The sequence below is a fragment of the Bartonella numerosa genome (assembly GCF_037070845.1).
Classification (GTDB): Bacteria; Pseudomonadota; Alphaproteobacteria; order Rhizobiales; family Rhizobiaceae; genus Bartonella.
Map to the genome: position 1 here is coordinate 47,805 of NZ_JAYMZI010000001.1, position 13,680 is coordinate 61,484.

At 40.3% G+C, this 13,680-nt stretch carries 13 protein-coding genes; 6 read left to right on the forward strand and 7 right to left on the reverse strand.

The features are described 5' to 3' along the window. Window positions 1–24: 24 nt before the first annotated feature. Window positions 25–606 (forward strand): CDP-diacylglycerol--glycerol-3-phosphate 3-phosphatidyltransferase, encoded by a 582-nt coding sequence (gene pgsA, locus WCP75_RS00235; protein WP_336276251.1) that lies wholly within the window; start codon window positions 25–27, stop codon window positions 604–606. A gap of 99 nt (window positions 607–705) precedes the next feature. Here the strand turns inward: pgsA and ndk are convergent, their stop codons facing one another. Then, window positions 706–1,128 (reverse strand): nucleoside-diphosphate kinase, encoded by a 423-nt coding sequence (ndk, locus tag WCP75_RS00240; protein WP_336276252.1) that lies wholly within the window; start codon window positions 1,126–1,128, stop codon window positions 706–708. Between the two features lie 111 nt (window positions 1,129–1,239). Here ndk and WCP75_RS00245 point away from each other — a divergent pair, with 111 nt between their 5' ends. Continuing rightward, window positions 1,240–1,362: a hypothetical protein gene (locus WCP75_RS00245; protein ID WP_336276253.1), complete on the forward strand. Its 123-nt coding sequence runs from the start codon at window positions 1,240–1,242 to the stop codon at window positions 1,360–1,362. Window positions 1,363–1,373: 11 nt separating this feature from the next. On the opposite strand, the gene WCP75_RS00250 is transcribed toward WCP75_RS00245, so the two are convergent. The 4 genes from WCP75_RS00250 to WCP75_RS00265 form a co-directional block, all read right to left on the reverse strand. After that, complete coding sequence (locus WCP75_RS00250; RefSeq protein WP_336276254.1) at window positions 1,374–1,679, reverse strand: hypothetical protein; 306 nt, start codon at window positions 1,677–1,679, stop codon at window positions 1,374–1,376. Between the two features lie 305 nt (window positions 1,680–1,984). Then, on the reverse strand, window positions 1,985–2,128 hold the full coding sequence (locus WCP75_RS00255; protein WP_336276255.1) for a hypothetical protein: 144 nt from the start codon (window positions 2,126–2,128) through the stop codon (window positions 1,985–1,987). Window positions 2,129–2,530: 402 nt separating this feature from the next. Continuing rightward, window positions 2,531–5,203 carry a BafA family autotransporter gene (gene bafA, locus WCP75_RS00260; RefSeq protein WP_336276256.1) on the reverse strand — a complete coding sequence of 891 codons (2,673 nt, stop codon included), beginning with the start codon at window positions 5,201–5,203 and terminating at the stop codon, window positions 2,531–2,533. Between the two features lie 533 nt (window positions 5,204–5,736). Then, entirely contained in the window at window positions 5,737–5,928 is a 192-nt protein-coding gene (locus tag WCP75_RS00265; RefSeq protein ID WP_336276257.1) for a hypothetical protein, read from the reverse strand. Window positions 5,929–6,412: 484 nt separating this feature from the next. Here WCP75_RS00265 and WCP75_RS00270 point away from each other — a divergent pair, with 484 nt between their 5' ends. After that, entirely contained in the window at window positions 6,413–7,702 is a 1,290-nt protein-coding gene (locus WCP75_RS00270; RefSeq protein ID WP_336276258.1) for an MFS transporter, read from the forward strand. Here the strand turns inward: WCP75_RS00270 and WCP75_RS00275 are convergent. Next, the gene (locus tag WCP75_RS00275; RefSeq protein WP_336276259.1) at window positions 7,699–7,968 is read right to left on the reverse strand and encodes a hypothetical protein; all 270 of its coding nucleotides are present in this window, start codon (window positions 7,966–7,968) and stop codon (window positions 7,699–7,701) included. The two genes, WCP75_RS00270 and WCP75_RS00275, sit on opposite strands and share 4 nt — an antisense overlap. 155 nt (window positions 7,969–8,123) lie before the next feature. Then, a complete protein-coding gene (locus WCP75_RS00280; RefSeq protein WP_336276260.1) occupies window positions 8,124–8,570 on the reverse strand; it encodes a DNA polymerase III subunit chi in 447 nt (148 codons plus the stop codon). A gap of 398 nt (window positions 8,571–8,968) precedes the next feature. Here WCP75_RS00280 and lptF point away from each other — a divergent pair, with 398 nt between their 5' ends. From lptF to WCP75_RS00295, 3 genes are read left to right on the forward strand one after another with little or no spacing between them, the layout of a single operon-like run. Continuing rightward, on the forward strand, window positions 8,969–10,153 hold the full coding sequence (lptF, locus tag WCP75_RS00285; protein ID WP_336276261.1) for an LPS export ABC transporter permease LptF: 1,185 nt from the start codon (window positions 8,969–8,971) through the stop codon (window positions 10,151–10,153). Beyond that, window positions 10,150–11,241 (forward strand): LPS export ABC transporter permease LptG, encoded by a 1,092-nt coding sequence (gene lptG, locus WCP75_RS00290; protein WP_336276262.1) that lies wholly within the window; start codon window positions 10,150–10,152, stop codon window positions 11,239–11,241. Before lptF ends, lptG begins: the two co-directional genes overlap by 4 nt. Further along, window positions 11,242–13,581 carry an LPS-assembly protein LptD gene (locus tag WCP75_RS00295; RefSeq protein WP_336276263.1) on the forward strand — a complete coding sequence of 780 codons (2,340 nt, stop codon included), beginning with the start codon at window positions 11,242–11,244 and terminating at the stop codon, window positions 13,579–13,581. Window positions 13,582–13,680 lie beyond the last annotated feature (99 nt).

The following is a 13,680-nucleotide window of genomic DNA, read 5'->3' on the forward strand; positions in this document are numbered from 1 at the left end:
CCACTAAGAATTAAAAACAGCTCTATGAAAAATCATACTTTTTCTTTCCCTAATATTTTAACCTATGCGCGGATTGTAGCAGTCCCAATGGTTGTCGCTTGTTTTTTTCTAGAAGGGCGGTTGCAATCCAGCGATATTGCACGCTGGGTTGCTGTTTCCATTTTTATAGCTGCATCCATTACTGATTTTCTTGATGGCTATCTTGCCCGTATTTGGGAACAGACATCTAATATCGGTCGCATGCTGGACCCAATCGCAGACAAACTTCTTGTATCCGCTTGTTTGCTATTGCTCGCTGCAGACAGTACTATCGCCGGATGGACACTATGGGCGGCTATCATCATTCTTTGCAGAGAGATTCTTGTGTCAGGATTGCGTGAATATTTGACTGAATTGAAAGTCAGCGTTCCCGTCTCCCGCCTTGCAAAATGGAAAACGTTCGTGCAGATGATAGCTATTATTTTTCTTTTAGCGGGGCCAGCCGGCAATAAAATTCTCCCCTACACAATAGAGTTCGGCATTACGATGCTGTGGATATCAGCTCTCCTTACGTTGTGGACAGGATGGGATTATTTTCGCGCAGGATTAAAACATGTTATCGCGTGAACAGCAAATACCTACATGCACCTTTAGTTTTTATAGCCCCCATAAAATAAATCCCAAAACGATACGTTTCGGGATTTTATAGTTTTTTAATTTTTTTTATCAGCCAACGATTTCCATCTCAGAAAACCAAAAGGCAATTTCCGCTTTCGCAGTTTCAGCACCATCTGAACCGTGGACGGAATTTTCTCCAATTGACAAAGCATACATCTTACGAATCGTTCCCTCTTTTGCATCCGCAGGATTCGTAGCACCCATTATTTCGCGGTTTTTTGCTATCGCATTTTCGCCTTCTAAAACTTGCACAACAGTCGAGCCAGAAGACATAAATTCCACCAATTCATCAAAAAATGGACGCTCTTTGTGAACAGCATAGAATCTCTCAGCATCACGCTGACTCATCCACACACGCTTAGACGCAACAACACGCAACCCCGCATTCTCGAGAATTTTTGTAATTTCTCCCGTCAAATTACGACGTGTTGCATCCGGTTTAATCATCGAAAAAGTGCGTTCTACAGCCATTTAACTACCCTTATTTATTTTTAAAACATTATCTATCTGGCTGTTCTATAGCGAGCCACAGACTACTTGCCAAGTGGCTATACGAAAATCCGCACGGACTCTCATTATCGCATGATAGATCATAAGACTTCAACAAAAATAAAAACACCGTCGAATGCTGCCATTCATTATAACGCATCGCCTCCCTTGCAAGCATTGAGTACTTTAACTCCCAACTCAACGAAAAAAAATTAAAAATGCAATATTCAAAAAGCACACGGACTTTCCTCTAGAGCATCACCGAAATACCATACTTCCCACCCGCAGAAAAAATACAAAGTGCCAACCTTAACCGAAAACAAACACATAAATCTCCGTACACAACCCGGCCAGCGGTTCATTATGCTTCCCTGTTCGAGCTTAAAACCTGCATAGCCCGCAGCGGCATATCCTCTGCTTCCAATGATATGCATCCAAACAGCAGTATCTCTTTTGCTTCTACCCAGAATTCCCCTACCAAGATAGACGATTTGCAACTCATTGTTAAAAATAAGCAAATAACTCACAAACATAGATAGAACTGCGTCAATAGAGGACTTGTCGAAAAGTCGGAAATCTTTATGTTTCAAGCCGCTTGTAGAAGACGTGAAGACTGATCGCTCTCGTGCTCAATAATTTGATTGACCAATAAGGGACACATTAAACCTAAACGACAACGGCCACCACCCTGATGTGACGCCAAAACACTCGGCCACCTCATCGTAAAAGTTTATAAAACCACTTTTCTCGAAAACAAACTGCTTACCATAAATTCTGTATCTACCGCATTCCCCCCACACGTAACCACCTGCACCTCACATCTTTCAATGGTAATAATTTATAAATTCCCGTTATTCCCAATAAGCCCCTCAACACTACCCAAGAATTCTGCATCACTGCTGAAAAAAGTAATTAATGCTGAACCTTTTAGCATACTAATGTTGTTCGCTATTGTACCATCAATCCCCGCTATTCCTCCCATTTTTTCAGCAGTATATCCTTTTCTTCATTCGCGCTTATAATTTGCGCAAAACAACGACTAATAGTTTGCAGTGACAAACCTAACAAATGTCCACGTCGCATATTCTACGCTCCCTTATATCGAAATAAAATCCTGTGAATGCGTATACAACGTTCAATATTAACATAATGTATCTTATTTTATCGACAAACGATCAGTGATAATTTCTGGCAAGCTAATTAGTGGAAAATGCGCGAATCAATATTCCGAGTTTATCCATAATAATAGAAAAACCTAAACTCTGCTTCAAAAGCAAAGTTTAGGCTTGTATTGATAATGACTAAGAAACACACCACTTGGGAAATATATACCCCAAAGTACTATATTCTCAACAAGTATTTTCTAAGTATAAAAACCTCGTCCTTACCTAAAATGCAGTGTAATGAAATTAGTCAGATCACGATAATCAAAACTATAGTGTATACCTAAACTGGCTTGGAGCGATCGTTTAAGCTTCGACCCTTTAAGGTAAGAAGCTTCCGCATAAAAAGTCAACTTATCGTTGACCAAACCACTTAAGCCAACTCCCAGTTTCCCTGCACTGCCAGATAAATCAGTCACAAATTTATGCCGTTTGTTAATCACCGTATGATTATGATCCGCACTTTCGTGCACCCAAGCCCCCGTAACATAGGCCGTCAACGGAGTACCCATATTACTAGTGAACTCGTGACCTACAAACAGCCCAACCTCTTCCCGGACGGAAACGAAGGGATTTATATCGCTTGACATTCCATTGGAGAGCCTCACCTCCTTACCTTCAACTCGTACCCCTGTTAGTCTGACATAAGGTTGCATCCAAACATCTTTTACTGTCTCAAAACGACCACCTATCTCAAAACGACCACCTATCTCAAACGACCCACCTATCGCCCATTGATTATATTCGCCTTGGACAGCCAAACCGTTTGTCGAAATAGCTCTCAGATCATTCTGATAATAACTATATTTCAAAATACCATCTAAGTACCATCCTCTATCGTCAAAATAGGTCATGTAAGTTCCAATGCCATAAGAATCTATACCACTGGCTCCACCCCGTGTATGCACGACATCTGCCCGATCATAACTTCCAAAACCACCAAAATATAAATCTCCGTACGCCAGTTCGTGCAACTGGTCACCACCCAATATTACACCTCCCTGTCCGAGCTTAAAATTTGTATAGTCAGCAACGATATGTTCTCTGCTTCCAGTAGCATACGTCCAGAAAGCAGCATTTCTTTTGTTTCTATCCAGGATTCCCCTACCAAGGCGAACGATTTGCAAATCATTATTAAAAATGAGTCCAGGAGCCACTGCCGTAGACAACACTGCATCAGTTGAAGGAGTTACCACTCCCCCTGAACCAACACCTCCCCCAGTGGAACTTCCTAAACCAGCGTTTTCTAAGCCTGGAACTGCAAGACCTGTAGCTAAAGATTCAGCATCACCGTTTCGTTCCATAGATAAGAACCAGGTCTTTCCATCTCCATCTGCTCCATCCGGCCTCTGCTCCAGACTATACATATAAACCCCGCCATCGATAGCGTTAACTTTTTTATTCGAAAAATCTGTTAGAGTAAAATCAGCACCGCCGCTTTTGTCAGTAATTAAATCACGCGTTTGTGAAAAACGAGCAGTAATCTCGGATCCAGAATCGGAAACGCTCACCATATGATTACCTTCACCATTATCAACCAGCAAATAATCGCCACGACTATCTGCGACGGAGGTGTTGAACTTAAAATGTAGATTTCCGGAAAGATCATTGACGTGAAGCTGGGAGTAATATGGGCCAGATCCTGTGGATTCAAAGATGACACGGCCTTCGCCGCTTAATTTTTTGATCAAGGAGCTTTTCCCGTCAGATCCAGAAGCAACCGAATGTAGTTCTGTACCTTTTCCATTTAAGACAATATCTTCCACTGTGGTGCGGTGTTGATCGCCTCCAGCATCGAGATAGATTTTTCCAGAGCCATTTACCAATGTCTTTCCGGACAGAATTGCGCCAGCGCGCACAAATGATCTTGCTTCATCATTGATTGTCAAAGCATGTGCAGAACCGCCGGCATGGATTTCCTGGATAGCGGTCTCGCTCAAAATGGTTCGAATAGCCTGCCCGCCTTCTAATACACTCTGCTCACCGCCCCCGAAGACTTTAGTATCAAATGCAGAACCACCACTTTCTGCACTTTGCTCCTTTTTCGCGACGTGTTGTACACCGCCCCGCTTAATTTCCGTATCCCGGACTATCCCTCCATCATACACTTCCTGTTTTCCAACCACACTTCCCTGACCAAAAACCACTGTGTTAAGAGCAGAACTTTCTGTAGTTTTTCCCCCAACATCGCCACTTCCAGAGACAATTTGCTCACCACCATAAACTTTGGCTCCGTCTACCTTCCCCCCATTCTCGACAACTTGCTGTCCTCCCTCATTAATCGTAGAATCTCTCGAGAAACCCTGTTTTCCCTTTGAAGCCGAAATAACCTCATGTCCACCATCTTCCACTACAGTGGTCTCACTCAATCCTCCCTCATCAACATAGATCGTACCACCATCTCTAATCCTAGTATTGGTAGCACGCCCAGGATTATCGACCGGACCATCATTTAAAACATAAATTTTACCATTATTCTGTAACGTATGACCGTTTAGAGTTCCTTCACTATGAACAGTCATGTATTCGGAATCATCAAGCTCCGCTGTCTCCCCTTCTCGCGCGCCATAGCTGGCAATTTTACCCTCATTCTGCGCTTCATTAACAAATACCCTTGGATATTCATCTACCGTAATATCACCATTCTTTACAAAAAGGCCTAGTTCATCGAATTTTCTTATAGCAATGTCATTTCTAAGCGCATCGAACTTCGCACGTTCTCCAATTTTGAAGCCCCCACTTCGTTCACGAAATAAATCCTTGCCCATACCATAACCCGAAAGCTGAAAAAAAGGCTGAGCATCCCTGTTGTTTGCAACTGCAAAGCGCACAAGGCAGCTGCCAGCCATAAGCGCCAAACAGCCCAGTTTCCACCTGTTACGTCGTGTGATCATATCTCCCCTCTCTGTGCGTTTGAACAGACACCAAACGCGACTCGTACATAAAATCTATCTTCAGTCTAAAATCATCAAAAACTGCTTCCCCCACTCCGTTGAACCCTTGACCTAATGCAAGAGCACGAAAGAAACATCTTTCTACTTTTAGTGGTATTATACAGAAAATGCACCATAAAGTGGAAGAAGCAAAACAATAAACCAGGAGAGGTTAGCAAAATATAGAAAGAAACGCAATATCAAAAAAGCACACATCCCCTCCGAAGCACTGTTCTGACACCATCTTCACCGCCTTTTCATTTGCAAATAAGCACCGTGTGCTGGGTTGAATCATAAAATAGATGCATATAATGTGCGCTTAATGTACATTAAAACTATTCGAAAATAATTTTCAGCCTACGCTCCTCTTGAAGTGATAAATCTCCGCGGGAAGCACTCATTTTTCACCCATTAATCTATCCCAATTATAATTCTCGTTTTTCCCGAACCACTGAACGAATCTTTTTAAGTCATCAAAGCATCTATAGAATTCTTTATCCAATGAACTCAACCTCTCCCCATTTACAAGAACCTTCCGCTTTTTCTAGGCCACTTGTCCACCACCGAACATTAACCCTTTCTATCAATAAAGCTACTTCATCTACCATCGCAATCTTTGCAAGCAAATTACCAACCACAAAGACTAACATTGGCTCAAAGCTAAACCTGTACAACCTTGTTTTCACTGATCATTTTAAATAAAGTTACGCACACAGAGATATAATAGCACTCTGTCCCATGTTCCTTAAAACGAAAAAACCTTCAACAAAACGCTAAATATCGAATTCTAACTGATTAAATATTGCACATATTCTTTAAAAGTTATATACAATCATTAGTAGAAAATTTATTCTTTACAATAAAAAATGTAGAATTCGTGTTAAGCTGCAAGCGGACGAAAATGATGTCATAGATCGACAGAATACCATCCAATTAAGGAGTTTCGCTGTTCACTGAGGTCTTGCCTCGATTAGCGTTGAAAATAGCGCTCCCAACCGCGCCAAAGTCAGCCACATTCGCGTCACAGTTGTCCGTGCCAATCATGCCCTTTTAATTGCTTTAATGTGTTGGAATCATGATATTATTGACTCGACACTAATCTGAATTTTTTATAGTTAAGATGTCAGTTTCACAATTTAATTTGTTACATACTAAAAGGGCATTCTATTCATGTCTATAAACTCAGAAAAACAAAATATGACTAAAGGAAATTCTCCTCACAGGGTTTTATTTGCAAGCCTAATTGGTCCAACAATTGAATATTTCGATTTTTATGTTTTTGGAACCGCTGCAGCTCTCATATTTCCCTACCTATTTTTTCCTGCCCAAAATAGTCAACTTGCTATTTTGCAATCTTTTCTCATTTTCGGAGCGGCATTTTTTGCACGCCCGCTGGGATCAATCATTTTTGGGCATTTTGGAGATAAAATTGGACGAAAAGCAACGCTTATTGCAGCTCTTCTCACAATGGGTGTATCAACGGCTATCATTGGCGTATTGCCTACTTATGAAACAGTCGGTTGGTGGGCGCCTTTATTTTTAGTGTTGTGCCGTATTGGGCAAGGAATAGGACTAGGGGGTGAAACGGGGGGAGCCGTCCTGCTCGCGATAGAAAACGCCCCACCAGAAAAACGCGGTTGGTACGCAATGTTCCCTCAATTAGGTGTTCCAATCGGTTTGTTTTTGTCTATTATAGTTTATCTATGCCTTCTATATTTCTTTGATCACAATGAACTTTTGGCATGGGGTTGGCGTATCCCTTTTATTTTTTCAGTCATTCTCATGATCATTGGGTTGTGTGTTCGTCTTTCAATTAATGAAACTGCCGAATTCAAAAAAACTATCCAAGACAAGAAGCGCGCCAAGTTACCCATAATAGACGTCTTCCTAAAATGTCCGCGAATCTTATTCTTGGGAACATTCGGTGGGATGACCATATTTGTTTTATTTTATCTGATTACTGTATATTTGCTAAATTACTCAGCAAATCATCTGAGATTATCATATACTCAAACTCTCGTTGTAGAAGGAATCGGTTCCGTCTTTTGCATAATTTTTACCATCATAACTGGAAAACTCGCTGATCGCATTAAGCGCAGAACCTTGGTAATTTGGAGCACAATGATCATTGGCGTCTATTCTCTCGCAATTCCTTCTTTATTGGATCTTGGAATCGTAGGAATCTTTGCAATCTCTATCGTTGGCCTATCGCTAATGGGAATGGTATACAGTCCGCTCGGTGCTGTTTTGGCTTCACCATACCCAACAGAAATTCGGTATACAGGATCTGCTGTAACTTTTAACTTGTCCGGTATCGCAGGTGGATCTCTTGCACCTTATATCGCAGAGTATCTAGTACAACACTTTGGTATTTCTTATATTGGCTACTATTTGCTCATTTCTTCTTTTATTTCTCTTGCTTGCTTCATTGGATTTACGGATGAGGAAATATCTAACTAAAACACAATGAAAAAAAACAAAGCAAGCGCTGGCGGCAAAAATGCCGCCAATCTCATTTTTAAAGGTAGTGGTCTAGGCACGCTCCACCACAGTATTCCAGCAAACAACGCACTTAGAAGAAAGAACAAAACATCCGCGACGCCGCTAACATAAGCAATAGAAAACAATTCTGATAAAATATGTGTTGTACCCAACCACGAAACACAAAAAAAGGACAGCATCACAGCCCAAGAAATAAGCAAAAATCGATCAAAGATTACAACCATTCTGTCCACTTTTTTTATCATGGGCTACATTTTTAATTTTAACTTTTTCTAAAAATGATGATTTCCTACAAGCCCTCTTTGCAACAAAAAACGCTAAATCAGTGTTCCCATACGTATTGTGAATAAAAATATCATAACAAAAAATATCATGCACATTAAGTCTGTTTTTTCCAACTTCTACCTTCAGTTTGCTGCCAATAAGTTAGATTATAATCCTCCGTTTTATATTTTTTCCACTGTGCACGAGCGAGTCTCAACTGCTCATCATTTCGACCATCAAATATCACTACAAGTCGCTGATAAGCATCAATGCTTGAGCAAACAGCTCCTTCCGTAAGAAAGCGTATTTTTGAATTATTTGGATTATCTTGCCCTGTGGTAAGAAATACGGGATGAAAATTTTGATGTTTATCACTTTCGGTCCCGTGCCCAATGAATGATTCATCAGAATAAACCCATAAACGCGTATCTATAGCTTCGCATTGTTCTTTGCTTACGCACTGTATTGTTACTTTGCTAAAGCGCATCAACGCCCGTTCCACAAGTGTTGGCAAAATATCTTCTAGCGTTGACAGCATTAAATGATAAAAAAGAATATCCACCCTCTTAGCCCTTGTACAAATTGAAAGAACCCAACATTTTTCCACAAAATCCCACCCCCCCCTGACCAAAAAGAAATCGTCGCAGAACATGATCCCTCTTTCCCAATTATATACCTTCTGTTATTTCATGCGTATTACAAAACAAAAGGAAAAACTATCATTCTGAAAATTAATAAAAATTTTTATCCCTTAGTCACTTCGTAAACCACACTTGAAAATATAATACAATATATGGCAGAATGAGTGGGAATTGTCCGATCATTTTCTGTTGCTTATGCGAAAATAACCCTCGTAAATATATGCAAGGTCTAAGTACGATTGTTCAATTTGGATGTATTGGTTAACCTAACACATTATAGAATCTCAGATTCTGAAAATTAGGGATGTTATTTGAGCTTATGCGTATCATTGAATTATACATCCTAAAGCGCGTTTTTGTTTTGTTCAGCACTGTAATGATTATGGCAGTTGCTATTAGTTGGACTGTGCAGATCCTTGCGAAAATTGACTTTCTTACAACGAGCAGACAAACATTCTTGACAATTTTATATTTCTCACTGTCATTGCTTCCCTCTGTCGTTTTTCTTGTCATCCCGTTCGCATTATTGATCGCAATTACAACCACTCTTTCAACGATGAATCAAGATTCAGAGCTTACTATCATAAGTGCCGCTGGTTTTCCTAAAAGCTCTATTTGGAAACCTATTTTTCTCCTCGCTGTTATCGCATCGTGCTTGTCCTTTTCTATAGCCAACTTCATCACTCCTCAGGCGCGTCTTAACATGCGTAAAATGGTAGCAAATGCTCATTCTGACCTTATTAATGTTTTTATTCGTGAAGGCAGTTTCAAAAAATTAACGAATAATTTCTACGTAGAAATTGGTGAACGCAACCCGGATGGAACTATCGGTCGCCTTTTTATTGCTGACCAACGAGATCCTAAAGCTGACGTTTTTTATTATGCAACAAAAGCATCAATCGTTAGTGATGAGAGCGGAAATTTTTTGCTTCTTAATGGGGGAGAAATAGAGAGAATCAATCATCAAAATAGCAACGCTTCAATTATCCAGTTCAGCTCATACGTTTTTAGCTTAAGTGATCTTATCCCCAATGATGGAGCGCCTACCCTTTACCCTAAAGATAGAACTCTCTCTTACCTTCTAAATCCAGACCCAAAAGATCCCTACTACCAACGGAAACCGCTCCAATATAGAGCCGAGTTTCATCGAAGACTCACAGCATGGCTTTACCCTATTGTTTTTGCATTAATCGCAATAGCAGCAGCAGGAGACGCAAGCTCGCACCGACAAACACGCACATCCGCAAATTTTTCTGCAATTTCCTTTTCTTTTTTAGTTTATTGGATAGGATACTTTTTTGCAGAAAAGGTAAAAAATGACCTTGCATACGTCCCTTTTCTTTATATCATACCGATAGGAATGAGCGCAGTGATCTTTTTCATGCTCCTGACAAATCGTAATATCTTTGAAAAACTAAATGAGGCTGTCCAAGTTACTTTCTCAAAAGTGATGGATAAATTTAGGTGTCAAAAACACAAACGTTCGTCGAGTAATTTATCATGATTGGCTGGACGCTTGGGCGGTATTTTTTCGTGCGTTATCTAAAGGTGACCTGCTATTTTCTCCTGGGTATTATTGTTCTCGTTTTTTTAATCGATTTCACAGAAAACTCTGGTCGACTTGGCTACTTTCCTCATTATACAACGAAAAATGCATTTTTTATCTCACTTCTGCACATCCCTTTTATCATACAACGAATAGTCCCCTTTATTGCGCTATTTTCTGCGATGGTAACATTAACTTCATTTAATCGAAAATTTGAGCTTGTCGTGACCCGTTCAATAGGTGTTTCTGCGTGGCAGTTTCTCATGCCTGTTTGTTTTGGAGCTTTTCTTCTTGGATTATGTTCAATTTTCTTCATCAATCCTCTCGCCACATGGGGCTATTCTAAAGCAGAAACAATGACAACTCAATTACGTAGTAACAGCGCACTAACATCTCCCAAAAATACACGTATCCCGTGGTTAACACAACGAACAGCATCAGGCAGGACAACTATCGGCGCTAAGCACATCACAGGGTACGGACTCTCTCTCATTGATGCAACTTTCGTACAATACAATGATGATGCAACAGTAAAAAACTGGATTAACACAAAAAGAGCAGTACTAACGAGCGATTCTTGGTTGCTAACTGATGGAGTGATCTACAAAGTAGGTCACCTCCCTAAAAAATTTACTGAATTACGGATAAAAACCAATCTGAAGCCTGAATTCTTGACCGAATACTTAGCGGATCCCACAACCATCCCATTTTATCAGTTGCCGGAAAAAATTATGGCCGCACGCTTATCCGGTTATTCTGCCAACAGCCTCGATATGTATTTACAATCATTAATCGCACTGCCCGCGCTACTTGTGGCAATGACTCTTATCGCAGCAACAGTATCTTTAAATTTTACTCGTCACGGACAATCTAGATCACTTCTCCTCGGCGGCATAATTGCCGGGTTTATGCTTTACGTCATATCCATCCTTGTTCAGGCCTTCGGTAACGCTGGATACATCCCACCAATTATCGCTGCTTGGACACCAGTCGCCATCGCATTATTTTTTGGAATTTCCTTTTTGCTTCATAAAGAGGACGGCTAAATGAAATTGCAAAAAAATAAAAAAGCCATAAAAAAACTCCGCGCCTCAACCCTAAAGGGCATTGCCGTCCTTCTGTCGGGTTTCTCCTCGTCTCGTTACGTACTAGCACAAAACCCCATCCACGAGCCATCCCCTCCCCTTTTGCTGTCCGCAGACGAGCTCATCTACAATCGCGACGCAAATACTGTTTCTGCTAGAGGCAACGTACAAATCGAATATGACGGCAACAAAATCGTCGCCAAAGAGGTTACTTACAACCAAAAAACAGGGCGCATTATAGCCCATGATGATGTCGAAATCATTCAAAAAAACGGTAATAAAATCCGCTCTAGTCATATCAACATGACCAAAGATTTTGATGAAGGGTCTGTAAATTCCCTATACATTGACACGGTCAGTAATATCCATTTTGCAGCAACAAACGCTACACGCAGTCGTAACCAAATAATGATCTTCAATAACGCTGCTTACACAGCGTGTGAGCCTTGCTCTTATAAAAAAAACAGAGATGTCCTATGGAAGATTAAAGCCAGGAAAATCATATGGAATAGCGCTATCAAAAAAATCCAATTTGAAAATAGCCGTTTTGAAATTTTCGGCACACCAATTATAAATCTTCCAACTTTTGAGCTTTATGATCCAACAGTGAGGCGCGCCAGCGGCATACTCATGCCTCGCTTTTTTTACAATGATCATTTAGGTATGGGCATAAAAAATTCCTATTTTTGGAATCTCGCCCCTCATTACGATTTCACCTTATCTTCTACCGTTTATACCAAGCAAGGACTTTTAACCGAAGGGGAATGGCGCCAAAACTTCGAAACAGGTAATTATAACATTCGTTTTGCCCATATATACCAAATCAAACCTCACCATTTTGATAACGACATGATCGATGCACAGCAAAAAAATCGTTATATGTTAGCGACAAAAGGCGATTTTCGCATTAATTCACGCTGGGTTTATGGATGGGACGTCCTCACACAATCTGACAAAGACTTTAGCCGCACATATAAGCTTGAAAACTACAACAACCGCGTACAACTTTCTCAGCTGTATTTGAGTGGCCTTGCAGATAAAAACTACTTCGACATGCGCTTTTACAATTTCAAGGTTCAAGATATAGAATCAAATAACGCCAATAACAGAAATCCCTCTCAGCAAGCCTGGGTCTTACCCCATATTAATTATTCCTTTACTCCAGATAGGTCAGTTTATACCGGATTGCTTACCTTTCATAGCAATATGCAATTAATTTATCGTCCTCACGCCGATTTTGATCCTATTGTCCGGAACGATAATCCCATTAATAATGGCACTCAGTTCTCCACTATTTCCGGGAATAATTTCCGTTTAACAAACGAGTTGGAATGGAAAAAGCGCTTTGCTACGCACAGTGGATTAATATTCACCCCCATGCTGGCTTTTCGAACGGATATCATCGCAAAAAATGCATGCAAAAACCATGACTCTTACATAATGAGTGGCTATTCACCAAACATATGCAATTCAACCATACGGGGCATGGCAACCGCAGGTTTGGAGCTACGATATCCACTTCTCATTACATCCAGAAACTCTTCGCATATCATAGAGCCGAAACTGCAGTTTTTTTTGCGAAACAATGAACAACATATTGGACGAGTCCCTAATGAAGACGCGCAAAGTTTTATATTTGACGCAACCACTCTATTTCAACGTAACAAATTCTCTGGTTACGACCGTGTAGAAGGTGGTGTGAGAGCCAATATAGGGCTGAGATATTCCGGAAACTTCAATAATAATTGGTCGTTTGATGCTCTTATTGGGCAGTCCCTTCATCTCACAGGAAAAAATTCTTTTGCAGAAAAAAACCTTGTTAACGTAGGAACTCATTCCGGTCTTGAAACAAGGCTTTCAGACTACGTTGCAACGTTCAGTGCAAATAACAAAAGTGGTTTTTCCTTGGAATCCCGCGGACGCTTTGACAAAAAGACGGGAAAAATCCGCCGCAACGAAATTGAAGCATCAAAAAAGTGGCACAATTTTTGGGCGGCCGTACAGTATGCTTACATTCCGAGCCGACCTAATTATGGATACACAAAAAAGCGCCAAGAAATTTCTTTTGAAACTGGAATTAAACTAGCTTCTTATTGGTCTATTAACAGCAACGCTGGCTATGATTTGGAATCTTCTACATTCACAAAGCGGGGGATTAGTTTGAATTACACAGACGAATGTTTTGGATTAACGTTCAGCTATCAACAAATGAATAATCTAGGAGGAAAAAAACCTTTACAAAATTTTAATTTTTCCCTTTCATTGCGTACAATCTCGGATATTGGAAAAAGGATAAATTAAATCCGTAAAAGGATAACATACGAATAACCTAATTTGTCGTTGTTTTTATAAAAAAAGAATGTATATTTCAGCTAGTCAGTAAGATTTTGCGAACAATGC